The organism is Streptomyces cinereoruber, assembly GCF_009299385.1.
GTDB classification, from domain to species: Bacteria; Actinomycetota; Actinomycetes; order Streptomycetales; family Streptomycetaceae; genus Streptomyces; species Streptomyces bikiniensis.
Window position 1 is genome coordinate 3966379 of record NZ_CP023693.1, and the last position, 26636, is coordinate 3993014.

The window sequence follows — 26636 nt, forward strand, 5'->3', positions numbered from 1 at the left end:
GCCCGGATGCCCGGAGTCGATCGGGGCGCGCCACCGGCTCCGGGGTACGTCGTGGCGGCTGCCTATCCGGCCGCGACCGTGAGAGGGGCGAAACGGCGGCGCCAGTCGCCGGGGAGGTCGGGCAGGGAGCGGACCATCACCGAGTTCGTGGCGATCGGGTCGATGCCGTTCTCCTTCACCCAGCTCAGCAGGGACGTGTGGCGCACGTCGATGTCCGTGCGCAGAGGACGGTCGGAGGCGGCGGCCAGGGAGGCGATCAAGGCCTTGGCCGTGGCCGGGTCCCGGGCGATCAGCGGTCCGACGACATGGGTGTCCATATTGGGCCAGGCCGCCGCGAAGCCCGTGATCTCGCCGTCCTCCTCCGCGACCCGGAGGTGGTCCGCAAAGGCGGGGAGCCGGGTGATCACATGGGTGCGGTCGAGACCGAAGACCTCCAGGTCCAGGCGGAGGATCGCCTGGAGGTCGTCCGCCGTCGCCGGGCGCACCGGGACGGACGGAGCGGGCGCGGCGAAGGTGAAGCGCCCGCGCACCATCTCCGCACGGCTCGTCTCCGTGAAGCCCAGCTGTTCGTAGAGCGGCTGTCCGTTCGCCGTGGCGTGCAGGGTGAGCGGGGTGTCCTTGGCCTCCTCCAGGACGTGCCGCATGAGCCGGCGTCCCACACCCTGGCGTGCGTACCGCTCGGCGACGAGCACCATGCCGATCGCGGCGAGCCCGGGTCCGTACGAGGTGACCACGCAGCAGGCGAGCAGTCCCTCGCCCGCGGGGTCGTCGATGCCGTACCCGGTGCCGGCGGTGAGCAGGAAGCCCCACTTGTGCTCCTCGCGGGGCCATTCGCGGTTCTCGGAGAGGTCGGCGCAGGCGAGGAGGTCGCCGGGGGTGAGGCGCCGGACGGGAAGCTGCGCGAGGGCGGCGGGAGAAATCGGCATACCTTTCAGGCTGTCCGACACGTTGATCTTCCGTCCACTGCTTTACCGGATCTGGTTGCTCCTCGGAGGAGTGTTCGTCCCGCCCTGTGGCATACGAACCGTGGACACGAACGATGTTTCACGTGAAACCCGAAGTGGGGCGGCCTTGCTGTGCTTCTGCCGGACCCGCCAGGGCTGCCGGAAAAGTCCTGGTCCAAAACAGCGCAGCTTAGTCAGGAAACCGGCCCTATGGACCGAGAACACCGCTTTCCGTCCCCGAAGGTGGTCGGACCCCCCATGCTGCGTTCACGGAAGCCCGGCCAGCACAAGGCGAGGCACATGATGGATGCTCCGACCCCCACGACGGACGCGAAGGCCGCGGACGAGCACGAGCTCCCGATGACGGACGGGAAGGGAACCCCGACATCCCGAGGGCCCTCCGCCGACGCGCTCCTCGTCCGCCGCACCCTGGCGGAGATCGCACCGGTCGCCGACCGGATGACCTCGTACTTCTACGCCCTGCTCTTCGTGCGGAACCCCGGGCTGCGCGACATGTTCCCCGTCGCCATGGACACCCAGCGGGACCGGCTGCTCAAGGCCCTCCTGACGGCGGCCGAGCACCTGGACGACGCCCCGGCCCTCACCGCGTACCTGGAGAACCTCGGCAGGGGCCACCGGAAGTACGGCACCCACTCCGCCCACTACCCGGCCGTCGGCGAGGCCCTCATCGGAGCCCTCACCCGGTACGCGACGACGACCTGGAACGACGAGACCCAGGCGGCCTGGGTGCGCACGTACACGACGATCTCCCAGATCATGATCGACGCGGCGGCGGAGGACGAGCGGTCCGCCCCCGCCTGGTGGCACGCCGAGGTGGTCTCCCACGACCTGCGCACCCCGGACGTCGCCGTCGTCACGCTCCGGCCCGACCAGCCCTACCCCTTCCTCGCCGGGCAGTACACGACGCTGGAGACTCCGTGGTGGCCGCGGATCTGGCGCCACTACTCCTTCGCCTCGGCACCGCGACCGGACGGGCTGCTCTCCCTCCACGTCAAGGCCGTCCCGGCCGGCTGGGTGTCCAACGCGCTGGTCCACCGGGCGCGCCCCGGCGACGTGCTGCGGCTCGGGCCGCCGGGCGGCTCCATGACGGTCGACCACTCCACGGACACCGGATTGCTCTGTCTGGGCGGCGGCACGGGGATAGCGCCGATCAAGGCCCTGGTCGAGGACGTCGCCGAGCACGGGGACCGGCGTCCGGTCGACGTCTTCTACGGAGCGCGCAGCGGGCACGACCTCTACGACATCGACACGATGCTGCGGCTCCAGAAGACCTTCCCGTGGCTCTCCGTCCACCCGGTCACCGAGGCGCAGGGACACCTTCCGGACGCGGTCTGCCGCTACGGCCCCTGGGGAGAGCGCGACGCCTATCTCTCGGGCCCGCTGGGCATGGTCCGGCGCGGAGTGGACGCGCTGCGGGGAGCGGGAGTCCCCTCGGAGCGCATCCGCCACGACTTCCTGGCCGAGCTGGCCCCCGCGGCCTCCGGCTGATCCGGCCCAGGTCAGCCCAGGTCCGGGGCGTGCATCGCGCGGACGCCCTCGATGTTGCCGTCGAGGTAGTGGCGCAGGGAAAGCGGGACGAGGTGCACGGCCGCGATGCCGACCCGGGTGAAGGGCACCCGGACGATCTCGTACTCGCCGACGGGCTCCTCGATCTCGGGCCCGTGCCGCAGGGAGGTGTCCATGGAGCCGAGCCGGCACACGAAGAAGTGCTGGACCTTCACGCCGGAGATCCCGCCGTCGACGATGTGCTCGACGGTGTCGACGAAGCAGGGCACCACGTCGGTGATCTTGGCGCCCAGCTCTTCGAGCACTTCGCGGTGCAGGGCCTCGACGACGGTGGAGTCGGTGGGCTCCACACCGCCGCCGGGCGTGAGCCAGTAGGGATCCATCCCCGGCTTGGTCCGCTTGATGAGGATGAGGTCGTCCCCGTCGAGCAGGATGGCGCGTGCGGTGCGCTTGATCACGGGCCGTTCGGTCATGTGAAGAAAATGGCCCGTGAGGGGTGGGCTGAAACGCGCCGGTCCCCCGAGGCTCACCAGTCCTCGGCGGCGTCCAGCAGCGCCTCGTGCGCCCGGGCGAGGTGGGCGAGCGCGAGCGTTCCCGTCCGTACGACCAGGAAGTAGGTCCGCAGCGGGGGCACCGGGGGATCGAGGAGTGCCACGAGCCGCCCCTGCTCCAGGGCCTCCTCGCACAGGTACCGCGGCAGGACGGCGAGCCCCGCACCGGAGGCGGCGGAGTCCCGTACGGCCCGCAGGTCGGGGGCGATCACGGTGGCGGCGGCGGCCGGCCCGGTCTCGAAGACGCTCGCCCAGTAGCGGGAGACGAACGGCAGCGACTCGTGCACCTCGACCACCGGAAGCTGCTCCAGGACCACGGCGCCCTTGCTCAGGAGCACCTCGGGGGAGAGCCGGGCGGCCCAGCGCGGCGCCGCGACCAGGACGTGCTCCTCGTCGCAGAGCGGGGTGGAGTGGAGCAGGCCGCCGCGCGGGCGGGCGGTGGTGATGGCGAGGTCGTGGTGGCCGGCGGCGAGGCCGTCGAGGACCTCCTCCATGGTGACCGGGAAGGAGGTCCGTACGGCGAGGCCCTGGCCGACCAGGGGGGTGAGGGCGGGCAGTGCGCGGAGCGCGGTGAACTCCGGGGGCCCGGCGACGTGGAGGGTCCGGATGCCGCTCTCCTCGTCGAGCCCGGTCTCGGTGATCTCCACGAGGGCGTCCAGGTGCGGCGCGGCGCGGTGGGCCAGCTCGTCCCCGATGGTGGTCGGGGTGACGCCGCGCGCCCGTCTGAGGAAGAGGGGGCGCCCCAACTGGCGTTCGAGCGTCCGGATCTGGCTGGTGACCGCGGGCTGCGAGAGGCCCAGGAGGGCCGCGGCCCGGGTGAAGGAGCCGGCCCGGTGCACCGTGACGAACGTCCGTAGTAGGGCAAGATCCATGTCCGCCCCCTCCCGGCCGTGGGGCCGTTCGACTCAGGCGGTCGGCTGACAGCGCCTCAGGACCGTCCAACTATAAATAAGTCGATAGGTCTCTGTCGCTACCGTGATTGGACACTGACGCAGAGTCAACTAGCCTTGTGCAGGCGGTTTCCGTGCGTGGAACCGAGGGCGTTCCGAGCCACGAGGGGGGAGGCTCGGAGCGCCCCGCTCCACGCGGGGAGACCCGTACCCGCTGCTCAGCCGGTGGAACCGGCCTCGTCGAGGGCGCGCAGCACGTCGGCGATCAGGTCCTCGGGGTCCTCGGCGCCGACGGAGAAGCGGATGAAGCCCTCCGCGACCGCGTCCCCGCCCCAGCGCCCGCGCCGCTCCGCCGTGGAGCGCACCCCGCCGAAGCTGGTGGCGTCGTCCACGAGCCGCAGCTCCTCCAGGAACCGTTCGGCCCGCTTCCGGTCCGCCAGTTCGAAGGAGACCACCGGACCGAAGCGCCGCATCTGCCGGGCGGCCACCGCGTGCGAGGGGTCGTCGGGAAGGCCCGGGTAGCGCAGCCCCGTGACGTCCGCCCGGCCGGCGAGCGTCCGCGCCAGCTCCAGGGCGGTCGCGCACTGGCGGTCGATCCGCAGCTGGAGCGTGGCGAGCGAGCGGTGGGCCAGCCAGGCCTCCATGGGGCCGGGAATGGCGCCGACGATCTTGCGCCAGCGCCGCACCTCCGCGGCCCGCTCGGGATCGCGGCAGCTCACGTGGCCGAGCAGCACGTCGCCGTGCCCGGTCATGCCCTTGGTGTCGCTGGCGACGGAGAAGTCCGCGCCCAGTTCCAGGGGCCGCTGGCCGAGCGGGGTGGCGAGGGTGTTGTCGACGGCGACGAGCGCGCCCGCGGCGTGCGCCTCGCGCACCAGACGGCGGATGTCGCAGACGTCGAGCCCGGGGTTGGACGGGGTCTCGATCCACAGGAGCCGGGCCCCTTCGAGGACGGCGAGCTGCCCGTCGTCCCCGGTCGGCGCGGTGCGGACCTCGACGCCGTACGCCCGCAGCTGCTCGTGGAGCAGGGGCAGCGCCTGGTAGCCGTCGGCCGGGAGCACCACCGCGTCGCCGGACCTCAGCTGGGAGAGGAGGACGGCGGAGATCGCGGCCATGCCGGAGGCGAAGACCAGCGTCTCGACGCCCTCCTCCCCCGGCGCCTCCAGCTCGCCGATCGCCCGCTCCAGATGGGTCCAGGTGGGGTTCTCGTCCCGGCCGTAGGTGTACGGGCCGGTCGGCTCGCCCGGCAGGTGGAAGTGGGCGGCGAACACCGGCCCCGGAAGGGTCGGTTCGTACTTCACCGGCTCGGGCAGTCCGGCCCGCACCGCGCGGGTCCCCTCGCCGAGCGCGGCGGCCTTCCGGTCGGGGCCGGAGGCGTGTTCCTCGTGCGTCACGGTGCCCACTCAGTCCCGGTCGGGGAGCACGACGTTCAGTGCCCACGAGACGACGGAGATGATCAGGCCGCCCAGGACCGCGGTCCAGAAGCCCTCCACGTGGAAGCTGAGGTCGAGCTTGTCGGCCAGCCAGGAGGTGAGGAGCAGCATCAGGGCGTTCACCACGAGGGTGAAGAGGCCGAGCGTCAGGACGAAGAGGGGAAGCGTGAACAGCTGGACGACCGGCTTCACCAAGAAGTTCACCAGGCCGAAGACCAGCGCGACGAGAATGAGGGTCAGGACCTTCTTGCCGGTGCTCTCACCGGTCAGGGTGATGTCCTGGAGGAGCCAGATGGCGACTCCCAGGGCGCCCGCGTTCGCGAGCGTCTTGACTACGAAATTCATCATGTGTCTGATCGTGGCAGACGTGATCGGGCCGAGGGCAGGGGCTGACGGGCGATGAAGGCATTCCGGCTGGACGAACTGGAGGCGGAGCGTGCCGCGAACAAGGGCGCGTACCTCCAGTTCCTGCGGGAGCGGAACATGTCGGTCGGCCTGTACGCGCTCGACGCGGGGGAGCTGGACCCGCAGCAGCCGCACCGCCAGGACGAGGTGTACTTCGTGGTGAGCGGTCGGGCGGCGATCACGGTGGGGACGGAGACGACCCAGGTGGCGCGCGGCAGCGTGGTCTACGTGCCGGCCGGGGTGGAGCACAAGTTCCACCACATCAGCGAGGACCTGCGGGTCATGGTGGTGTTCTCACCCCCGGAGGGCTGAGCGGGGCGGACCGGTCTCGGAGGGCTGAGCGGGGCGGGCCGGAACCGGAGAGCTGAGCGGTCAAAGGGCCGAGTGGGGAGAGCCGGCCCCGGAGGGCTGAGCGGCCCGGAGTCCGGCTCGGGGTCGCGCGGCCGGTTCGGCCCCCGGCCCCCTAGGGGGCGGATCAGGGGAGAGCGGGGGCCCCGCGGCCCCCGAGAGCCCCTCCCGGCGCCTAGCCTTGAGGATGTTCGGCGCGGAGTGCGCGGACGGTTCTTCGGAAGCGAGGTAGGACGATGGCCGCACGGGAGATGCTCGCGGGAATGCCCTGGTGGGTGAAGTGGGTCGCCATACCCGCCCTCGCCCTGCTCGTCTTCGGCGGACTGATCACCAGCGTCCTGACCTTCGTGATCGGTCTCCTCTTCAAGGTGCTGCTCTTCGTGGCCCTCGTCGCCGGACTGATCTACGTCGTACGGAAGTTCAGCTCCTCCGGCCGGTCGCGCGAGGACTGGTAGCACGAGCGGACAGAGCGCCTCCCGGCAGCACGTGCCGGGACCGATGGCCGAGGCCCGGCAGTACGAGCCACTCATCGGTACGGCGGCAGGGGAGAGAGTGTTAGCCCGGGCGGGGGAACGGGCCGGGCTAAACGGGGTGGGGGCCCGAAGGCTCCCACTACAGTGTGGAACCTCTCCGCCGCGATGGGGACTACAGGCGTAGACCTCCTTACCGACCAGCGGTTTCCCAGGCCCGGCGGGCGCGGGGGCGGCCCCCGCGGGCGGGTGCGACGCATCCGTCGTCACGCCTGGGGGTGACCTTTGGCCACGGCTACGCAGACGACCGCTCCTACCCTGATCGGCTCGGTGCAGCGCGCGCTGAGACTCCTGGAGGCGGTGGCCTCCCACCCGGACGGCGCCCCGGCGAAACAGCTCGCCCGCGAGACCGGTCTTCCACTGCCCACCACGTACCACCTGCTCCGCACCCTGACGCACGAGGGCTATCTGCTCCGCGAGAAGGGCGTGTTCGTCCTGGGGGACGCCGCCATCGGGCTGGCCGTCGGCGGAGCTGTGCAGAATCGTCGCATCAAGATCGAAAACTCTCTCGCCCGCTGGCGGGACGAGATCGGCGTCCCGATCTACTTCGCCGTCTACCGGGAGGGAGAGGTCGAGCTCGTCGCCGTCGCCGACACCCCCTCCGCCCCCGCAGTGGAGGAATGGGCCGATTTCCGGGATACGGCACACGCTCACGCGATCGGGCAGTGCATCTTGAGCCAACTTGATCCGAAAGCTCGTCAAGACCACCTTGACCGCCACCCGGTGGAATCCATCACGCCGTACACGGTGCGTAACCGGAGTGCGCTTTTGGATCGTTTGGGCGGTTTGGGGAGAATGGAACCCCTGGTGGAGCGTCAGGAATATGCGCTCGGCACGGTCTGCGCCGCAATCCCCATCACGGCGGGCTCCGCGGCGGCCGCAATGGCCATTTCCCTCCCCCTCCACCAGCAAGAACGGTTGCTCCCAGCGATCGAGCAACTACGCACGGAGATCGGGAGGCTCTTCGGATCGCTCGCGTTCTCTATCAGTATCTGAAAAATCACTCCTTGTGATCTGCTAGTGCTTACAGCACGATTGCGTCAAGAGGGCCACGGGGGATCATTCCTGGCCGTTTCGGTCACAGCTTTCAGCAGCTGTGTTTACACAACTGCTTCATCTACTGCGGGGTACATGATGCGAGAGTCGGTTCAGGCCGAGGTCCTGATGAGCTTCCTCGTCTCCGAGGAGCTCTCCTTCAAGATCCCGGTCGAACTGCGGTATGAGACCCGGGATCCCTACGCGGTGCGGATGACGTTCCACCTCCCCGGGGACGCACCCGTGACCTGGGCCTTCGGCCGTGAGCTGCTGCTCGACGGGATCAACCGGCCCAGCGGAGACGGCGATGTCCACATCGCCCCGACCGAGCCCGAACGGCTCTCGGACGTCTCCATCCGGCTCCAGGTCGGCGGCGACCGCGCCCTGTTCCGGGCCAGCGCGCCACCGCTCGTCGCCTTCCTCGACCGTACGGACAAGCTGGTTCCGCTCGGTCAGGAACGGGCACTCGGCGACTTCGAGGACAACCTGGAGGCGGCGCTCGGCCGGATCCTGGCCGGGGAGAGCGCCGGCCCGGCCTGAAACGGACGCACCGTCACCGAGCCGTTCTGATCCGGGTCCTGCCCGGACGCTTCCCGGCCCTTCTGCGTAGCCGACCCCCCGAGCCGGCACGCCGACGGACCGGACGCACCACCCCTCGCGTTTCCGTCACTTGGCGCGGCGGCGGCGTCCGCCCCGCGCCGACGAGGGCTTCCGGCCGCCGGTCCCCGGGCGGCCGGCCCCCTCCGCGCGGTCGGCGGAGACCACGAGCGCCGCGAGCGCCGTCGTGACCGGTACGGACGCCACCAGGCCGATCGAGCCGACCAGCGTCCGGACGATCTCCTCGGCCACCAGCTCGCTGTTGGCCACCGTCCCCATGCTGCTCTGCGCGATGGAGAAGAGCAGCAGCAGCGGCAGGGCGGCGCCCGCGTAGGCGAGCACCAGCGTGTTCACGACCGAGGCGATGTGGTCGCGACCGATCCGGATCCCCGCCCGGTACAGGCCGCGCGGCCCCATGCCCGGATCGGCCTGGTGCAGCTCCCAGACGGCCGAGGTCTGGGTCACCGTCACGTCGTCAAGCACACCGAGCGAACCGATGATCACACTGGCCAGCAGCAGACCGGACATGTCGATGTCCGGATAGAGCCCCTTGATCAGGCCGGTGTTGTCGTCGGTGTTGCCGCTGAGCGAGGCCCAGCCGATGAAGAGCGAGCCGAGCAGCCCGATGAGCAGCAGCGAGATCAGCGTGCCGAGCACCGCGACCGAGGTGCGGGCCGAGAGGCCGTGGCACATGTAGAGCGCGATCAGCATGATCGCGCTCGACCCGACCACCGCCACCACCAGCGGATTCGACCCCTGCAGGATCGCGGGCAGGATGAAGAACATCAGCACCAGGAAACTCACGGCGAGCGCGACCAGCGCCATCAGTCCCCGCATCCGCCCGACCGCCACGACCGCGAGGGCGAAGATGGCGGCGAGCACCGCCAACGGCACCTTGCGGTTCACGTCCGTCACCGCGTACTGCAGGTCGTAGGGGGCGTCGGGGGCGTACGCCACCACCACGCCCTGCCCCTCCTCCAGTTGGCGCGGCGCGCCCGGCTGCACGATCTCGGTGAACTCGCGGCCCTTGTTCGGGCCGGTGGTGACCTCGACCTTCGCCCTCTTGCACTCGCCCTGCTGGGCCTCGACCGCCTCGCGCCCCTCCGGGGTGGAGGTGTCGCCGGTCGGCGGGACCTGACCGGCGTTCACGGACTTGCAGTCGACCTGCTCGACGGAGACGACCTTGCCCTGCTCGGTCTGGCGGTCGAAACCGACGCCGGTGCGCTCGTGCGGCGGGGCGCCGCCGGGCCACAGGGCCACGAGCCCGACCAGGACGGCGGCGGCGAAGGGGACCAGGACGGCGGCGATGACCTTGCGCAGGTGCCGGGACACGGGGGCGGCGGGCCCGTGACTGTGGCTGTGCCCGTGGCCGGACCCGTGCCCGGCTCCATGGCCGGACCCGGACCCGGGCCCGTGGCCATGCCCTTGGCCGGGCCCGGAATCGGGCCCGCGGCCGTGGGACGACGGTCCCGGACCGTGGGAGTGGTCGTGCGGCTCGGGGGTCTGCTGGGGGGAAGTCACCGACCGATCATCGCAAGAACGGCGGGGGCCCACTGTTCAGCACGCCCGGGATGACGCTAGCGTGGTGGCACCTTTGCACACGCGGGAGCTCGGAGCACCGGGCTGAGAGGGCGCTGATCACCGTACGCGCGTACCGATGTACGTACGGGAGGAGGCTGCGCCGACCGCCGAACCTGTTACCGGGTAATGCCGGCGTAGGGAGATCGGTCTCATGACCATTCAGGATGCACGCACGCCTGCCACCAGCCAGGAAGACCGCACGCCGGGCTGGCACAAGGGATACGTCCAGGGCTCGCGCCCCGACCTGCGGGTGCCGGTCCGGCAGGTGCACCTCACCAACGGCCGGGACGTCACGCTGTACGACACCTCCGGCCCGTACACCGACCCCACCGTCGACACCGACGTGCGGCGGGGTCTGCCGCCGCTGCGCGAGAACTGGATCATCGCGCGCGGCGACACCGAGGAGTACGCGGGTCGCCCGGTCCGCCCCGAGGACGACGGCATCAAGCACACCTCGCCGCGCGGCGGCGGGCTCAAGAACCTCGACGCGGTCTTCCCCGGCCGCCCCCGCCTGCCGCGCCGGGGCCGCTCCGGCCAGGCGGTGACGCAGCTCGCGTACGCCCGCCGTGGCGAGATCACGCCGGAGATGGAGTACGTCGCGATCCGCGAGAACGTCTCCCCCGAGGTCGTGCGGGAGGAGATCGCGGCGGGCCGGGCCGTGCTCCCGGCGAACGTCAACCACCCGGAGATCGAGCCGATGATCATCGGCAAGCGGTTCCTGGTGAAGGTCAACGCCAACATCGGCAACTCCGCCGTCACCTCCTCCATCGAGGAGGAGGTGGAGAAGATGACCTGGGCGACCAAGTGGGGCGCCGACACGGTCATGGACCTGTCCACCGGCCGCAACATCCACACCACCCGCGAGTGGGTGTTGCGCAACTCCCCCGTGCCGATCGGCACCGTGCCGCTCTACCAGGCCCTGGAGAAGGTCGACGGCAAGGCCGAGGAGCTGAGCTGGGAGATCTACAAGGACACGGTGATCGAGCAGGCCGAGCAGGGCGTCGACTACATGACCGTCCACGCCGGCGTCCTCCTGCCGTACGTGCCGCTCACCGCGCGTCGCAAGACCGGCATCGTCTCGCGCGGCGGCTCGATCATGGCCGCCTGGTGCCTCGCGCACCACAAGGAGAACTTCCTCTACACGCACTTCGAGGAGCTCTGCGAGATCCTGGCGGCGTACGACGTCACGTACTCGCTCGGCGACGGCCTGCGCCCCGGCTCGATCGCGGACGCCAACGACGCCGCCCAGTTCGCGGAGCTGAAGACGCTCGGCGAGCTGAACACGATCGCCAAGCGGCACAACGTGCAGACGATGATCGAGGGCCCCGGGCACGTCCCGATGCACAAGATCAAGGAGAACATCGACCTCCAGCAGGAGATCTGCGAGGAGGCGCCGTTCTACACGCTCGGCCCGCTGACCACGGACGTCGCGCCCGCGTACGACCACATCACCTCCGGCATCGGCGCGGCGATGATCGCCTGGTGGGGCACGGCGATGCTCTGCTACGTGACGCCCAAGGAGCACCTGGGCCTGCCCAACCGCGACGACGTGAAGACCGGCGTCATCACGTACAAGATCGCGGCCCACGCGGCGGACCTCGCCAAGGGGCACCCGGGCGCGCAGGAGTGGGACGACGCGCTCTCGGACGCGCGCTTCGAGTTCCGCTGGGAGGACCAGTTCAACCTGGCCCTCGACCCGGACACCGCGCGCGAGTTCCACGACGAGACGCTGCCGGCGGAGCCCGCGAAGACCGCGCACTTCTGCTCGATGTGCGGTCCGAAGTTCTGCTCGATGAAGATCTCCCAGGACATCCGCCGCGAACACGGCGGCACGGAGGAGGAGATCGAGGCCGGCATGGCGGAGAAGTCGAAGGAGTTCGCGGCCAGCGGCAACCGGGTCTATCTGCCGCTGGCGGAGTAGGACCCCGTCCGCGCACGGACCTCTTCGGCGTGCGCGGGCCGGCCCGCGACCCCCGGGGGAGTCGCGGGCCGGTCGTCCGTGGCCCTTTGGGGAGCCGGACCGGCCCGGCGCGTCAGGGGCCGGTCGGGTCCGGCGGGGTGGCGGCGAGGGCGTCGCGGAGGAAGGGGAGGATGCCGCGTTCGAGGAGGGCGAGGCGCCAGGCCTCGCGGGCGCGGGAGAGCTCGTCGTCCGGAGCGGCGGGCGGGCCGCCCGTGCTCACCTCGACCGGGCTGTTGCGCAGGGCCGTCACGAGGAGTCCGGCGGCCGCGCAGAGCAGACCGGCGGCGGCGAGGGAGCCGAAGACCAGACCGGCGGTGAGCAGGGTCGCGCCGAACGCCACGGTCGGGGCGAGGGCGTGCAGCACCGCTCCGACCAGCAGGAAGATGACGGCTGCGGCGCCCGCGAGGACCGGGACCATGACGGTGACGATCGCGACGACGCCCGCGCCGGAGCCGGTGCCGAGGTGGTCGTGCGCGTCCGGGTCGCGGACCCCGACGGACGCGCGGTTCTGCTCGCGGACCTTCACGAAGTGGTCGTACTCGCTCGCGGCCGCGGAGGTGACGAGCGCCGTCGCGTTCAGCGTCATCGCGCGGAGCTGCGCGACCGTGAGCCGGGAGCCGACCCCGGCGAGTTCCGGACGTGCGTGGGCGGTGCTCAGTGCGTCGTCGAGGACCCGCTCGTACTCGGCGCGGTCCTCGGTCAGCAGGTGCGGAGCCACGTTCATGTGCATCCCCCGATGCTCCGTAGGCCCGTGACGGCAGCGGAAGACACGGCCGGGCGGGCGGAAACGGAGGAGAGCCTGCTACGGATGCACCGATGTTATGGCCGCGACGCCGCGGGCTGACAGGGTGTTTCCGGAAATCGCCCTCTCCGGATGCGCAGGGTGATAGGTCGGTCTTCGCTCAGCCGTTCAGGGGGAGTTGGACGACCAGAAGCTTTCCGGCCATGGTCACTCCGCCGTCCATGGCGATCGCGAGCCCGTCGGCGTACACGTGCGGTCCGTCGACGACCGGGCCGCCGCCGTCCTCGCCGTCCTCGGTGCCGACCTGGCCGAGCAGGTACGGGATCGGGCTGTGGCCGTGCACGATCCGGCTGCCGCCGTAGGTGGTGAGCAGCTCCTGGACGGCCTGCGGTCCCCCGTCGTCGCGGAACGCGAAGCGCTTGGTGAACTTCCGGAACACGTCCCAGACCTCGTCCGCGTCGTTCCGGTTGATGATCTCGTGGACCGTGTCGTTGACGTCCTCGATGGTCTCGCCGTATTCGAGGTACGCGGTGGTGTCCGAGTGCACGAGGAGGTGGTCGTCCTCCCGCACCACGGCGTCGAGCCGGGACATCCACTGGAGGTGGACGTCCTGGAGCCGGTCCATGTCCTGCTTCTGGCCGCCGTTGAGCAGCCAGGCGGCCTGGAAGGTGGCGGTGCCCGCGCCGGAGTTGACCGGGGTGTCGCCGAAGCGCTTGGCGCCGATGAGCAGCAGCTCGTGGTTGCCCATGAGGGCCTTGCAGTAGCCGCCGGCGGCGGCGGCCTCGGCGGAGAGCCGCATGACCAGGTCGATCACGCCGATGCCGTCGGGGCCGCGGTCGGTGAAGTCGCCGAGGAACCAGAGGCGGGCGTTGCCCGCGGCCCAGCCGCCGTTCTCGTCGATGAGGCCCTGGGCACGGAGGGCGGCGACGAGTTCGTCGAGGTAGCCGTGGACGTCGCCGACGACGTAGAGCGGGCCGGGGCCGTCACCGGCCGGGACCTCGCCGGCGGGGGCCGGCACGGGGGAGACCTTCACCTGGACGGTGTCGCCGCGGTTGATGACGGGCAGGTCGCGCTCGGTCGGCGTGTACCCCTCGGGCACCTCGCCCTCGGGGAACGCGTTCCCGGGGTGGCCGGAGGCGACGGGGGCCGCGGGGGCGGCCGGGGCGGTGGCGGGGTAGGGGGGCGCGGCGGCGCGGTGGCCGAGGTGGAGGGTCGGGTCGGCGGGCATGGGCGCGGTGGCCGCAGGCACTTGCTGCGGGGCCGGAGCCGGGGGCGTCTGCGGTGCGGGCGCCTGTGCCCGCGGTACGGGCGTCTGTGGTACGGCTTCGGCCGCCGGGGGGCGTACCGGCATCGGCACGGGCACCGGCACGGCCTCGACCGGGGAGGGGGCGACGGGGGGCAGGGACTCGGCAGCGGCTGGCCGGCCGGCCGGGACCGCGTGCTCGACCGGAGCCGCGTGCTCGGCCGGGACCGCGTGCGGCGCCCGAGCGGCGTGCGGCTCCGGGTGGGCGCCCGGGGCGGCGGCGTGGTGCGCCGGGGTCGGGTAGGGCGCAGGGCGTTCGGCGTGTGCGTGCTCCGCCGACGCGGGCACCGGCTCCGGGCCCGACGGTTCGACGGCATGGCTCTGCACGGGCACGCGTGCGTACGGCGGTACGCGGAAGTCACGCAATGTCGCCGTGCGTACCACGGGCTCCTGACCGGCCCCCTGAGTCATCGACCCCTCCACCACCGTCGCGATGCCCTGCACATCGCGGACCGGCCTGGTCGGGGTGGTCCGCGGTGTCGTCCGCCCATCATAGGAATGAGCGTCCTCCTGTGTGACGCACCAGGGGTGGTGAATCCGGGTCCACTCCGGGTTCACCGGTCGTTTCGCCCGAATTAGGAAGGTCCAGTCCAGGGTTGGGGCCGGTGCGGTGTTCGGTTTGGCCGTTCCCGTCCACGGGCAGGGACGGGAACGGCGTGTTCGAAGACGTCCTCTTCGAGGTGCCCTCGTCGCGGGGACGGCCCCGTCAGTCCTTCGCGGGCGAGCGCGGCGGGCTGACCGTCGTGCGGGGCGGGCGGCGCTGCGAGGAGGTGCGGACGATGAGTTCGGTCGGTATCACCTGCTCGACCGGCCCGTCGTTCTCGACCCCCTCGATGGCGTCGATGAGGAGCTGGACGACGGCCGTGCCGATCCGGCGCGGCTTGAGCGAGAGCGTCGTGATGGGCGGTTCGGTGGTGGCGTAGCCGGCCGACTCGCTGCAGCAGACCAGCAGCAGGTCGTCCGGGACGCGCAGGCCGTAGCGGCGCGCGGCCGCGAGGAGGTCGGTCCCGTTGGGGTCGAAGAGGCCGTACACGGCGTCGGGCCGGTCCGGGCGGGCGAGCAGCCGGTCGGCCGCGACGGCGCCCGCACACGGATCGTGCGCCGGATAGGCCTCGTAGACGGGGTCCTGGCCCACCCGCGCGCACCAGTTCAGGTAGGCGGTGGTGGACAGACGGGTGTACGTGTCCGTGCTGGTGCCGGTGAGGAGGCCGATGCGGCGGGCGCCGGCGTCGGCGAGGTGGTCGAGGAGGTCGAGGACGGCGGCTTCGTGGTCGTTGTCGACCCAGGCGGTGACCGGGAGGGTACCGGCGGGGCGTCCGTCGGAGACGACGGGCAGGCCCTGGCGGACCAGTTCGGTGACGACGGGGTCGTGGTCGGAGGGGTCGATGACGACGGTGCCGTCGAGGGCGACGTTCGACCAGACGTCATGGCGGGAGGTGGCGGGGAGGATGACCAGGGCGTAGCCCCGGGCGAGCGCGGCCGACGTGGCCGCCCTGGCCATCTCCGCGAAGTACGCGAATTCGGTGAAGGTGAAAGGTTCATCCCCGTACGTGGTCACGGTCAGGCCGATGAGTCCCGACTTGCCGGTACGGAGCGTGCGTGCCGCGGCGGACGGGCGGTAGCCCAGCCGGTCGGCGACCTCGCGGACGTGGCGGCGGGTGGCGTCGGGGAGCCGGCCCTTCCCGTTGAGCGCGTCGGAGACAGTCGTGATGGAGACCCCGGCGGCGGCGGCGACGTCCCGGATGCCCGCCCGGCCCTGCCGGCTCCCCCGGGTCTGTGCCCGGCTCACCTGGTGCTTCCCTGCTGCTGTCATGGCGAGCCGATAGTAGGGCGACGAGGGGCGGTCGGGACGGTCGCATATGCGGACGTTGACAGGCACGTTTCTGCATGATCGATGTCCATGAAGTGCCTTTGAAATAAAGGTAGTTATATGATTCCACCTGTTGTTTATGGCTGCCGGGTGGCATGGGCCTGGCGAGGGGGTGAAGTCCCGGAGAGGTCTCAACTCACCTCTACGGGGGACGCGCGCCACGGCGCCCGCCACCGGCGCACGCCACCCGGGTGCGCGCCCCCCTCTCCCCGGACCGACCGGAAGGTCGTCGGGAGACCGTGTCCCTCCTGTTGTCCACAGCCCATTCGCAGCGGAGTCGAATCCTCTTAAGGTGAGCAGTATTGGCGGTACGGACGGTCGAGGAGGCCACACTGTGAGCGAGACCAGCGGGACGAACACCGGCAGCCCCAGGCTGCGCGCCGAGCTGGACGGCGTCCCCACCTACAAGCCGGGCAAGCCGGCCGCCGCGGGCGGGCCCGTGGCCTTCAAGCTGTCCTCCAACGAGAACCCCTACCCGCCGCTGCCGGGGGTCCTGGAGAGCGTGGTGGCCGGGGCCGACACCTTCAACCGGTACCCGGACATGGCCTGTACCGGTCTGATGGAGGAGCTGGCGGAGCGCTTCGGCGTGCCCGTCTCGCACCTGGCCACGGGCACCGGCTCGGTCGGGGTCGCGCAGTCGCTGCTCCAGGCGACCTCGGGCCCGGGCGACGAGGTGATCTACGCCTGGCGCTCCTTCGAGGCGTACCCGATCATCACGCAGATCAGCGGGGCCACCTCGGTGCAGGTGCCGCTGACCGACGGCGAGGTGCACGACCTCGACGCGATGGCGGAGGCGATCACCGACCGGACCCGGCTGATCTTCGTCTGCAACCCCAACAACCCCACGGGCACCGCGGTGCGCCGGGCCGAGCTGGAGCGCTTCCTCGACCGGGTGCCGTCCGACGTCCTGGTCGTGCTCGACGAGGCGTACAAGGAGTTCGTGCGCGACCCCGAGATCCCGGACGGCATCGAGCTGTACCGGGACCGGCCCAACGTCGCCGTGCTGCGCACCTTCTCCAAGGCGTACGGCCTGGCGGGGCTGCGGGTCGGCTTCGCGGTCGCCCACGAGCCGGTGGCGGCGGCGCTGCGCAAGACGGCGGTGCCGTTCGGCGTGAGCCAGCTGGCGCAGGACGCGGCGGTGGCCTCGCTGCGGGCCGAGGACGAGCTGCTCGGCCGGGTCGGTTCGCTGGTGGGCGAGCGCGAGCGGGTCCGGGCGGCCCTGGTGGGGCAGGGCTGGACCGTTCCGGACACGCAGGCGAACTTCGTCTGGCTGCGGCTCGGCGAGCGGACGGCGGACTTCGCGGCGGCGTGCGAGCGGCACGGCGTCGTGGTGCGCCCGTTCGCCGGCGAGGGCGTGCGCGTCACGATCGGCGAGGGCGAGGCGAACGACCTGTTCCTCCAGGCGGCGGAGGCCTTCCGCAAGGAGCTCTGAGCCGAGCCGGCTGATTCGGGAAGCACCTGACGGCCCCCGCGAGCAACCGCTCGCGGGGGCCGTCCGCGTGCGGGGAACGTGTGAGCAAGGAGACGCCCTGTAAAGGGCCCCCGGAGACAAGTACGGATTTCGTATGAGCCATAATGCTTGTGAATGTGAACGCGTTCACAAGCGTGCCCCGGTTCGTCCACCTATGGGTGGTAAAGCCAGGGCAGACCGCCGATGTGACCACGGCGATGTAAGGAGAAAGCGACGTGGACCTCGCTCTGGCGCCAGAGACCCTGGCGCGCTGGCAGTTCGGTATCACCACCGTCTACCACTTCCTCTTCGTCCCGCTGACGATCTCCCTCGCGGCGCTCACCGCCGGCCTCCAGACCGCCTGGGTGCGGACGGAGAACGAGAAGTACCTCAGGGCGACGAAGTTCTGGGGCAAGCTCTTCCTGATCAACATCGCCATGGGCGTCGTCACCGGCATCGTGCAGGAGTTCCAGTTCGGCATGAACTGGTCCGACTACTCGCGCTTCGTCGGCGACATCTTCGGCGCCCCGCTCGCGTTCGAGGCACTCATCGCCTTCTTCTTCGAGTCGACCTTCATCGGCCTGTGGATCTTCGGCTGGGACAAGCTGCCGAAGAGGATCCACCTCGCCTGCATGTGGATGGTCTCGATCGGCACCGTCCTCTCCGCGTACTTCATCCTGGCGGCCAACTCCTGGATGCAGCACCCGGTGGGCTACCGCATCAACGAGGAGCGCGGCCGGGCGGAGCTCACCGACTTCTGGCTGGTGCTCACCCAGAACACGGCCGTCACCCAGTTCTTCCACACCATCACGGCGGCCTTCCTGGTCGGCGGCGCGTTCATGGTCGGCATATCCGCCTTCCACCTGGCCCGCAAGAAGCACATCCCCGTGATGCGGACCTCGCTGCGGCTCGGCCTGGTCACCCTGATCATCGCTGGCCTCGGCACCGCCATCAGCGGCGACCTGCTCGGCAAGGTCATGTTCAAGCAGCAGCCGATGAAGATGGCCGCCGCCGAAGCCCTCTGGGACGGCGAGGCGCCCGCCCCCTTCTCGATCTTCGCCTACGGCGACGTCGACAAGGGCCACAACAAGGTCGCCATCGAGATCCCCGGCCTGTTGTCCTTCCTCGCGAACGACGACTTCACCTCGTACGTCCCCGGCATCAACGACATCAACAAGGCCGAGCAGGAGAAGTACGGTCCCGGCGACTACCGGCCCAACATCCCCGTCGCCTACTGGGGCTTCCGCTGGATGATCGGCTTCGGCATGGCCTCCCTGACCCTGGGGTTCATCGGCCTCTGGCTGACCCGGAAGAAGTTCATGCTGGCGCCGGGACTGCGGACGGGCGAGGACGAGGTGCCGAACCTGGTCCTCTTCAAGAACAAGGCCCTCAGCCCCCGCATCGGCAGGTGGTACTGGATCGTCGCGCTCTGGACGATGCTCTTCCCGCTGATCGCCAACTCCTGGGGCTGGATCTTCACCGAGATGGGCCGTCAGCCGTGGGTCGTCTACGGCGTGCTGCGCACCCGGGACGCGGTCTCCCCCGGCGTCTCCCAGGCCGAGGTCCTCACCTCCATGATCGGCTTCACCCTGCTCTACGCCGTCCTCGCGGTCATCGAGGTCAAGCTCCTCGTCAAGTACATCAAGGCGGGCCCGCCCGAGCTGACCGACGACGACCTCAACCCGCCCACCAAGATCGGCGGGGACACCCGCGACCCCGACCGGCCCATGGCCTTCTCGTACTGAGGCTCAGGAGACCGAGGCATGGAACTTCACGACGTCTGGTTCGTACTCATCGCCGTCCTGTGGACCGGCTACTTCTTCCTGGAGGGCTTCGACTTCGGGATCGGCATCCTGACCAAGCTGCTGGCCCGCGACCGGCCCGAGAAGCGGGTCCTCATCAACACCATCGGACCCGTCTGGGACGGCAACGAGGTGTGGCTGCTCACCGCCGGCGGCGCCACCTTCGCCGCCTTCCCCGAGTGGTACGCGACGCTCTTCTCCGGCTTCTACCTGCCGCTGCTGCTCATCCTGGTCTGCCTGATCATCCGGGGCGTGGCCTTCGAGTACCGGGCGAAGCGGCCCGAGGAGAACTGGCAGCGCAACTGGGAGCAGGCCATCTTCTGGACCTCGCTGCTCCCCGCGTTCCTCTGGGGCGTGGCCTTCGGCAACATCGTCCGGGGCGTGAAGATCGACGCGGACATGGAGTACGTGGGCACCTTCTTCGACCTGCTCAACCCGTACGCGCTCCTCGGCGGCCTGGTCACGCTCACCCTCTTCACCTTCCACGGCGCGGTCTTCGCCGCGCTGAAGACGGTCGGGGACATCCGGGTACGGGCCCGCGCGCTCGCGCTCAAGCTGGGCCTGGTCACGGCGGCGATCGCGCTCCTCTTCCTGATCTGGACCCAGGTCCACACCGGCGACGCCTCCAGCTTCGTGGCGATGGTGATCGCGGTGGTGGCGCTCGTCGGCGCGATAGCCGCCATCAGGGCGGGGCGCGAGGGCTGGTCGTTCGCGCTCTCGGGCATCACGATCGCGGCCTCGGTGGCGATGCTCTTCCTGGCGCTCTTCCCGGACGTGATGCCCTCTTCGCTCGACCCGGAGTGGAGTCTTACCGTGACGAACGCGTCGTCGAGCCCGTACACGCTCAAGATCATGACGTGGTGCGCCGCGATCGCGACCCCGCTGGTGCTGCTCTACCAGAGCTGGACCTACTGGGTGTTCCGCAAGCGGATCGGTACGCAGCACATCGCCGACGCGCAGCACCACACCGCCGACGCCCACTAGGGCGTGTCCGGCGCTCAGAGAGGGGCATGTTTCACGTGAAACCGATCGACCCGCGTCTGCTCCGGTACGCCCGGGCCACCCGCGTCTTCCTGACCGCGATGGTCGTGCTCGGCCTCGTCGGGGCGGTGCTGGTCGTCGCCCAGGCGATGCTCATCGCCGAGATCGTGGTGGGGTCCTTCCAGGAGGGCCGGTCGGTTTCCGCCCTGGCCACGCCCCTGCTGCTGCTCGCCGGAGTGGCAGTGGCACGGGGGCTGGTCTCCTGGCTGACCGAGCTCGCCGCCCACCGGGCGAGCGCGGCGGTCAAGTCCGAACTCCGCGGGCGGCTCCTCGGCCGGGCCGCCGCGCTCGGACCGGGATGGCTCGGCGGGCAGCGGGCCGGTTCACTGATCGCCCTCGCGACGCGGGGCGTGGACGCGCTCGACGACTACTTCGCCCGCTACCTGCCCCAGCTGGGCCTCGCGGTGGTCGTGCCGGTGGCGGTCCTGGCCCGGATCGTCACCGAGGACTGGGTCTCGGCGGCCATCATCGTCGTCACGCTGCCGCTCATCCCGCTCTTCATGATCCTCATCGGCTGGTACACCCAGGCCCGGATGGACCGGCAGTGGAAGCTGCTCTCGCGGCTCTCCGGCCACTTCCTGGACGTGGTGGCCGGCCTTCCCACCCTCAAGATATTCGGCCGGGCGAAGGCCCAGGCCGAGTCGATCCGCGCGATCACCTCCGAGTACCGGCAGGCGACCATGCGCACGCTGCGGATCGCCTTCCTCTCCTCCTTCGCCCTCGAACTCCTCGCCACGCTCTCGGTCGCCCTCGTCGCCGTGACCATCGGCATGCGGCTCGTCCACGGCGACCTCGACCTCTACACCGGGCTCGTCATCCTGATCCTGGCGCCCGAGGCGTACCTCCCGCTGCGGCAGGTGGGGGCGCAGTACCACGCGGCGGCGGAGGGGCTCGCGGCGGCGGAGGAGATCTTCGACGTCCTGGAGCAGCCGGTACGGAACGGGGGGACGGGCGCGGTCCCGGACTCCGTACTGCTCGAACTGGACGCCGTGACGGTACGCCACGCGGGGCGCGCCGAGCCGTCGCTCGACGCGGTGACGCTGACGGTCGAGCCGGGCGAGACGGTGGCCCTGGTCGGGCCGAGCGGTGCGGGCAAGTCGACGCTGCTCGACGTGGTCCTCGGATTCACGGCCCCGGAGCCGGGCGGCAGCGTCCGGGTCGGCGGCGAGGACCTGGCGGGGCTCGACCCGGAGGCGTGGCGCTCGCGGATCGCCTGGGTGCCGCAGCGCCCGTACCTCTTCGCGGGAACGATCGCCGAGAACGTACGGCTCGCCCGCCCGGACGCCTCCGACGAGGCGGTACGGGAGGCCCTGCGGGACGCGGGCGCGGACGGGTTCGTCGCGGAGCTGCCGGACGGGCTCGACACCCTGCTGGGCGAGGACGGTGCCGGGCTCTCGGCGGGGCAGCGGCAACGGCTCGCGCTCGCCCGCGCGTTCCTGGCCGACCGGCCCCTGCTGCTGCTCGACGAGCCCACGGCCGCGCTCGACGGCGAGACGGAGGCGGGCGTGGTCGACGCGGTCCGGCGCCTCGCGGCCGGCCGGACGGTCCTGCTCGTGGTCCACCGCCCGGCCCTGCTCGCGGTGGCGGACCGGGTGGTGAGCCTGGGAACGAACACCGTGGCACCGACGGCGTCGCCGTCGGCCGGTGGTGCGGCCGGAGGCGGGGCGCCCGGCACGGCCGAAGAGGTGGTCTGGTCCGGTACCGCGACCGGTACGGCCGGTGTGACCGAAACGGTTGCCGAGGCCGCCGCCGTCGTGGGGGGAAGTGCCTCCGACGGCGCGGCTCCGCGCGGTGCGCTCCGGCGGGTCCGGGACATGGCCGGGGAGCTCAAGGGCCGCATGGCGCTCGCGCTGCTGCTCGGGAGCCTCGCCCTCGGCTCCGCCGTCGGGCTCATGGCCGTGTCCGGCTGGCTCATCTCCCGGGCCTCCGAACAGCCCCCCGTCCTCCACCTGATGATGGCGGTCACCGCCACGCGCGCCTTCGGCATCGGACGGGCCGTCTTCCGGTACGCCGAACGGCTCGTCTCGCACGACGCCGTCCTGCGGATGCTCGCCGACCTGCGGGTCTCCGTCTACCGGCGGCTGGAGCGGATCGCTCCGGCCGGGCTGGGGCGCACGCGGCGCGGCGACCTGCTCGCCCGGCTCGTCCAGGACGTCGACGCGCTCCAGGACTACTGGCTGCGCTGGCTGCTCCCGGCGGGCGCCGCGCTCGTCGTGGGCGTCGGAGCCGTCGGGTTCACCGCCTGGCTGCTGCCCGAGGCCGGAGCCGTCCTCGCCGTGGGCCTGCTGGTCGCGGGGATCGCCGTACCTGCGGCCGGCGGGGCCCTCGCCCGCCGGGCCGAACGGCGCCTCGCCCCCGCGCGCGGCTCCCTGGCGACCGCCGTGGCCGACCTGCTGCGCGGCTGCGCCGAGCTGACGGTGGCCGGCGCGCTGCGGAGCCGTATCGAAAGGACCCGGGAGGCCGACCGCGACCTCACCGGCATCGCCTCCCGGCAGGCCGCCGCCACCGCGCTAGGGGCCGGGCTCTCCGCCCTGGCCTGCGGCTTGACGGTCGCGGCCGCCGCACTCGTCGGCGTCCAGGCCGTACGGGACGGGCGGCTCGACGGGGTCTCACTCGCGGTGGTCGTCCTGACCCCGCTCGCCGCCTTCGAGGCCGTGACCGGACTTCCGCTCGCCGTCCAGTACCGGCAGCGCGTCAAGCACAGTGCCGACCGGGTCTTCGAGGTGCTCGACGCCCCCGTGCCCGTACACGAGCCGCGCACGCCCGCCGCTCCCCCGGTGGGTCCGTTCCCCCTGGAGCTGTCCGGGGTCTCCGCCCGGTACGCCGGGCAGGAGCGTCCGGCGCTCACCGGCTTCGGGCTCACCCTGGAGGCCGGGCGCCGGGTCGCCGTCGTCGGCGCCTCCGGCTCCGGCAAGACCACGCTCGCCCAGGTGCTGCTGCGGTTCCTGGACGTGGAGCACGGCATGTACCGGCTCGGCGGCGTGCCCGCCCGGGAGCTGGAGGGGGACGCGGTCCGGCGCCTGGTCGGCCTCTGCGCCCAGGACGCGCACCTCTTCGACAGCTCCGTGCGCGAGAACCTGCGGCTCGCCGAGGTCGGCGCGGACGACGGCGAACTGCGCGAGGCGCTGCGCCGGGCCCGACTGCTCGACTGGGTCGACGGGCTGCCCGAGGGGCTCGACACCCTCGTGGGCGAGCACGGCGCGCGGCTCTCCGGCGGCCAGCGCCAGCGGCTCGCGCTCGCGCGGGCCCTCCTCGCCGACTTCCCGGTCCTCGTCCTCGACGAACCGGCCGAGCACCTGGACCTCGCCACCGCCGACGCGCTCACCGACGACCTGCTCCGGGCCACCGAGGGCCGCACCACCGTCCTCATCACCCACCGGCTGCACGGCCTCGACGCCGTGGACGAGGTGCTCGTCCTGGACGGGGGCCGGACCGTGCAGCGCGGCCCGTACACCGAGCTCGCGGCGGTGGACGGACCGCTGCGCCGGATGCTGGAGCAGGAGAGGGCGACCGATCTGCTCGCCGTCACCACGACGACCGCCACCACGACCAGTACAGCCGACTTTTCTCGCTAAATGGGACTTACTAGGCTCATGCCATGACCGCCGCCGAGTCCGACGCCCCGGACCCCCTGGAAGCCGCCACCCGGGCCACCCGCAGCCTCCAGGGGCTGTCCACGGAGCTCACCGCCCGCGTGCCGCAGCTCCTGGAGGCCATGCGCTCGGTCGGCACCGGACTCGAACTCCACTCCACCCTCGACCGCATCTGCGAGACCGCCGCCGAACTCGCCGACGCCCGGTACGCGGCGATCGGCGTCGTCGACGACGAGGGCGACGGCCTCTCCGACTTCGTCACCTTCGGCGTCGACGAGGACACCGCCCGCCGGATCGGACGCCGCCCCGACGGCCACGCGGGGCTGCTCGGCGCCCTGATCCGCGACCCGCAGACCATCCGCCTCGCCGACCTCTCGAAGGACCCCCGCGCGGCGGGCTTCCCGCCCGGGCACCCGCCGATGCGGTCCTTCCTCGGCGTCCCCATCCGGGTCCAGGGCGAGATCTTCGGCAACCTCTACCTCGCCGAGAAGCGTGGCGGGGACGAGTTCAACGACTACGACGTGCACATGGTCCGGGTGCTCGCCACCGAGGCGGGCATCGCCATCGGCAACGCGCGCCTGTACGAGGCCGCCCGGCAGCGCGAGCGGTGGATCGACGGCTCGGTCGCCGTCACCACCGCCCTGCTCTCCGGCGGCGACGCCGACGACGCCCTCACGGTCGTCGCCGAACAGGCCCGCCGGCTCGCCGACGCGGACGCGGGCATCGTGCTGCTCCCCGCCGAGGAGGGTGGTCTGGAGGTCGTCGCCGTCTCCTCGCCCCGGTCCACGAAGTGGCTGGGCGTGGTGATCCCGCCCGAGAGCGGCGTGGTGGGGCAGCTCTTCGCGGGCGAGGCGGTCTTCGTTGTGGACGCCTCCTCGGACCCCCGCATGACCAGTCCGATGACCTCGACGTACGGACCGAGCATGATCCTTCCGCTGCAGAGCGGCGGGCGGGTGCTCGGGGCGCTCGCCATGCCGCGCGTACGGGACGGGCGCCCGTTCACGGAGACGGAGCGGACGCTCGCCACCCAGTTCGCCTCGCAGGCGGCGCTCGCCCTGATGATGGCCGACGCGCAGCGGGACCGGGAGCGCCTGGCCGTGTACGAGGACCGCGACCGGATCGCCCGCGACCTGCACGACCTGGTCATCCAGCGGCTCTTCGCCACCGGCATGATGCTGGAGAGCGCCCAGCGCAGGTCGATCGTGCCGGCCGTGCGCGAGGGCGTGGGCAAGGCCGTGGACGAGCTGGACGTGACCATCCAGGAGATCCGTACGGCGATCTTCGCGCTCCAGCAGGGGCCCGCCGAGGCCCCGTCGGGGCTGCGCACCCGGGTGCTGCGGGAGATCAACATGGCGGCCGTACCGCTCGGCTTCAAGCCCGCGCACCGCTTCCTCGGCGCGATCGACGCGACGGTCGGCGAGCTCACCGGCAAGAACCTCGTCGCCGCCCTGCGCGAGGCGCTCTCCAACGCGTTCCGGCACGCCGACGCGAGCCGGATCGAGGTGGTCGTCGACGCCGGCGTCACCCTGCCCGACGGCTCCGCCGGGGTGCGCCTGTCGGTCGCCGACGACGGGGTCGGCATCCCGGCGGGCGGGCGGCGCAGCGGCCTGCGCAACCTGGCGCGCCGGGCGGAGTCCCTGGGCGGCGCGAGCTGGTGCGGGCCGGGGATCGGGGAGGACGGCGGGGGGACGACGGTGGTGTGGGAGGCGCCGCTGTAGGGCCCGCGGCCATGACCGGCGCGGAGGCGTGACCGGGGGCCTGTACGGCGGATCAGAGGCCTGTACGGGGAGGGCCGGGACGCCTGTACGGAGGGCCAGGGCCCTGTTCGGAGGGCCGGAGGCTCTCTACGGAGGGCCAGGGTCCTGTACGGCGGCCCGGCCCAAGGGCCTGTCCCGGCGGGCCAGGGGCCCGGTCACGCGGGCCAGGGGCGGACAGGTCCTAACGCGGGCCCGTGGTCCCGGCGAGGGCCTCGGCGACGAGCTGCTCGATGACGACGGCCACGCCGTCCTCGTTGTTGCCGGTCGTGAGGCCGGTGGCGGCGGTGACCACGTCGGGGTGGGCGTTGCCCATCGCGTACGAGCGGCCCGCCCAGGTGAGCATCTCGATGTCGTTCGGCATGTCCCCGAAGGCGACGACCTCCTCGGCCGTGATGCCGCGCTCGGCGCAGCACAGGGCCAGCGTGGAGGCCTTGGAGACGCCGAGCCCGCTGATCTCGATGAGGGCGGTGGGGCTGGACCGGGTGAAGGCGGCCAGGTCTCCCGCGGTCGCCCTGGCCACCGCGAGGAACACGTCGGGGTCGAGCTCCGGGTGCTGGGCGAGCAGCTTGAGCACGGGGGCCGCCACGCCGGCCTCCTCCTCGAAGAGGAGCTTCTCCGCGGTGGCGACGGTGGCGCCGGGGTCGAGGAAGAAGGGCGGGTAGTGCGGCTCGTAGTGGATGCCGGTGGTGAGCTCGACCGCGAAGGAGGTCCCGGGCGCGGCGACGCGCAGGGCCTCGACGACGTCCAGGGCGACGGGCCGCTCCAGCGGGCGGACCTCCAGGAAGGCGCCTCCGGCGTGCAGGTCGACGACGGCGGCGCCGTTGGCGCAGATCGCCATGCCGTGTCCGTGGACGTGCTCGCTGACGACGTCCATCCAGCGGGCGGGCCGGCCGGTGACGAAGAAGACCTCGATACCGGCCCGCTCGGCCGCGGCGAGAGCGGCGACCGTGCGCTCGGAGACGGTCTTGTCGTCGCGGAGCAGTGTGCCGTCGAGGTCGGTGGCGATCAGCCGGGGCACCCGGGCGGAAGGACGCGGAGAACGCGAAGGTCGGGAGAAGGTCACCGCACCATTCTTCCGCACCGCGCGCACGGGCGTGCGAGGAGCCGCACATATGAGTGGGAAAAGAGGGGTGGAGGACCGGATTCGAGCCTCGGACGGGAGATTCCCGGCCACGACCGTCCGCGGTGGGTTCTTGATCTCCATCGTCGGTCGGTGGCCCCCGGCCCCGGTCCCGTCGCCCGCGCGCTCGCCGGGAGCGCCGGCCCGCCCCCTCCCGCGT

21 protein-coding genes are annotated in these 26636 nt (G+C 71.7%); 11 read left to right on the plus strand and 10 right to left on the minus strand.

The window, feature by feature from the left end:
• Window positions 1-62: 62 nt before the first annotated feature.
• Entirely contained in the window at window positions 63-926 is an 864-nt protein-coding gene (locus CP977_RS17725) for a GNAT family N-acetyltransferase (RefSeq protein WP_152370451.1), read from the minus strand.
• Window positions 927-1154: 228 nt separating this feature from the next.
• Here CP977_RS17725 and CP977_RS17730 point away from each other — a divergent pair, with 228 nt between their 5' ends.
• Entirely contained in the window at window positions 1155-2453 is a 1299-nt protein-coding gene (locus CP977_RS17730) for a globin domain-containing protein (RefSeq protein ID WP_372460707.1), read from the plus strand.
• Between the two features lie 11 nt (window positions 2454-2464).
• Here CP977_RS17730 and CP977_RS17735 read toward each other — a convergent pair whose 3' ends face one another.
• From CP977_RS17735 to CP977_RS17750, 4 genes are all read right to left on the minus strand, one after another.
• The gene (locus CP977_RS17735) at window positions 2465-2944 is read right to left on the minus strand and encodes an NUDIX domain-containing protein (protein ID WP_030206841.1); all 480 of its coding nucleotides are present in this window, start codon (window positions 2942-2944) and stop codon (window positions 2465-2467) included.
• A gap of 53 nt (window positions 2945-2997) precedes the next feature.
• Window positions 2998-3894: a LysR family transcriptional regulator gene (locus tag CP977_RS17740; RefSeq protein WP_062753699.1), complete on the minus strand. Its 897-nt coding sequence runs from the start codon at window positions 3892-3894 to the stop codon at window positions 2998-3000.
• Between the two features lie 236 nt (window positions 3895-4130).
• Window positions 4131-5303: a cystathionine gamma-lyase gene (locus CP977_RS17745; protein ID WP_062756975.1), complete on the minus strand. Its 1173-nt coding sequence runs from the start codon at window positions 5301-5303 to the stop codon at window positions 4131-4133.
• A gap of 9 nt (window positions 5304-5312) precedes the next feature.
• Window positions 5313-5690, minus strand: a complete 378-nt coding sequence (locus tag CP977_RS17750) for a phage holin family protein (RefSeq protein WP_030206846.1) — start codon at window positions 5688-5690, stop codon at window positions 5313-5315.
• Window positions 5691-5741: 51 nt separating this feature from the next.
• Here CP977_RS17750 and CP977_RS17755 point away from each other — a divergent pair, with 51 nt between their 5' ends.
• From CP977_RS17755 to CP977_RS17770, 4 genes are all read left to right on the plus strand, one after another.
• Entirely contained in the window at window positions 5742-6059 is a 318-nt protein-coding gene (locus CP977_RS17755; protein WP_030206848.1) for a cupin domain-containing protein, read from the plus strand.
• 272 nt (window positions 6060-6331) lie between these two features.
• On the plus strand, window positions 6332-6550 hold the full coding sequence (locus CP977_RS17760) for a DUF5326 family protein (RefSeq protein ID WP_030206851.1): 219 nt from the start codon (window positions 6332-6334) through the stop codon (window positions 6548-6550).
• Between the two features lie 300 nt (window positions 6551-6850).
• Window positions 6851-7621 (plus strand): IclR family transcriptional regulator, encoded by a 771-nt coding sequence (locus CP977_RS17765; RefSeq protein WP_183953324.1) that lies wholly within the window; start codon window positions 6851-6853, stop codon window positions 7619-7621.
• Between the two features lie 138 nt (window positions 7622-7759).
• Window positions 7760-8200 carry an SsgA family sporulation/cell division regulator gene (locus CP977_RS17770; RefSeq protein WP_152371585.1) on the plus strand — a complete coding sequence of 147 codons (441 nt, stop codon included), beginning with the start codon at window positions 7760-7762 and terminating at the stop codon, window positions 8198-8200.
• Window positions 8201-8326: 126 nt separating this feature from the next.
• Here CP977_RS17770 and CP977_RS17775 read toward each other — a convergent pair whose 3' ends face one another.
• The gene (locus CP977_RS17775) at window positions 8327-9811 is read right to left on the minus strand and encodes a YibE/F family protein (RefSeq protein ID WP_372460708.1); all 1485 of its coding nucleotides are present in this window, start codon (window positions 9809-9811) and stop codon (window positions 8327-8329) included.
• A gap of 178 nt (window positions 9812-9989) precedes the next feature.
• On the opposite strand from CP977_RS17775, the gene thiC reads away from it, so the two are divergent.
• Window positions 9990-11759 carry a phosphomethylpyrimidine synthase ThiC gene (gene thiC / locus CP977_RS17780; RefSeq protein ID WP_104860454.1) on the plus strand — a complete coding sequence of 590 codons (1770 nt, stop codon included), beginning with the start codon at window positions 9990-9992 and terminating at the stop codon, window positions 11757-11759.
• Window positions 11760-11871: 112 nt separating this feature from the next.
• On the opposite strand, the gene CP977_RS17785 is transcribed toward thiC, so the two are convergent.
• The 3 genes from CP977_RS17785 to CP977_RS17795 form a co-directional block, all read right to left on the minus strand.
• On the minus strand, window positions 11872-12528 hold the full coding sequence (locus CP977_RS17785; protein ID WP_109186748.1) for a hypothetical protein: 657 nt from the start codon (window positions 12526-12528) through the stop codon (window positions 11872-11874).
• A gap of 172 nt (window positions 12529-12700) precedes the next feature.
• Window positions 12701-14170, minus strand: coding sequence for a metallophosphoesterase (locus tag CP977_RS17790; RefSeq protein WP_280117711.1), 1470 nt, complete (start codon window positions 14168-14170; stop codon window positions 12701-12703).
• Window positions 14171-14549: 379 nt separating this feature from the next.
• Window positions 14550-15656: a LacI family DNA-binding transcriptional regulator gene (locus CP977_RS17795; protein ID WP_062753690.1), complete on the minus strand. Its 1107-nt coding sequence runs from the start codon at window positions 15654-15656 to the stop codon at window positions 14550-14552.
• Between the two features lie 391 nt (window positions 15657-16047).
• On the opposite strand from CP977_RS17795, the gene hisC reads away from it, so the two are divergent.
• From hisC to CP977_RS17820, 5 genes are all read left to right on the plus strand, one after another.
• Window positions 16048-17145, plus strand: a complete 1098-nt coding sequence (gene hisC, locus CP977_RS17800; RefSeq protein WP_152370455.1) for a histidinol-phosphate transaminase — start codon at window positions 16048-16050, stop codon at window positions 17143-17145.
• A gap of 254 nt (window positions 17146-17399) precedes the next feature.
• The gene (locus CP977_RS17805; RefSeq protein WP_062753685.1) at window positions 17400-18908 is read left to right on the plus strand and encodes a cytochrome ubiquinol oxidase subunit I; all 1509 of its coding nucleotides are present in this window, start codon (window positions 17400-17402) and stop codon (window positions 18906-18908) included.
• Between the two features lie 18 nt (window positions 18909-18926).
• Window positions 18927-19949 (plus strand): cytochrome d ubiquinol oxidase subunit II, encoded by a 1023-nt coding sequence (cydB, locus tag CP977_RS17810; protein WP_152370456.1) that lies wholly within the window; start codon window positions 18927-18929, stop codon window positions 19947-19949.
• A 26-nt stretch (window positions 19950-19975) separates the two neighbouring features.
• The gene (gene cydD / locus CP977_RS17815; protein WP_208420683.1) at window positions 19976-23581 is read left to right on the plus strand and encodes a thiol reductant ABC exporter subunit CydD; all 3606 of its coding nucleotides are present in this window, start codon (window positions 19976-19978) and stop codon (window positions 23579-23581) included.
• Between the two features lie 23 nt (window positions 23582-23604).
• A complete protein-coding gene (locus CP977_RS17820; RefSeq protein WP_062753679.1) occupies window positions 23605-25317 on the plus strand; it encodes a GAF domain-containing sensor histidine kinase in 1713 nt (570 codons plus the stop codon).
• A 220-nt stretch (window positions 25318-25537) separates the two neighbouring features.
• On the opposite strand, the gene CP977_RS17825 is transcribed toward CP977_RS17820, so the two are convergent.
• Complete coding sequence (locus tag CP977_RS17825; RefSeq protein WP_062753677.1) at window positions 25538-26419, minus strand: Cof-type HAD-IIB family hydrolase; 882 nt, start codon at window positions 26417-26419, stop codon at window positions 25538-25540.
• Window positions 26420-26636: the final 217 nt, after the last annotated feature.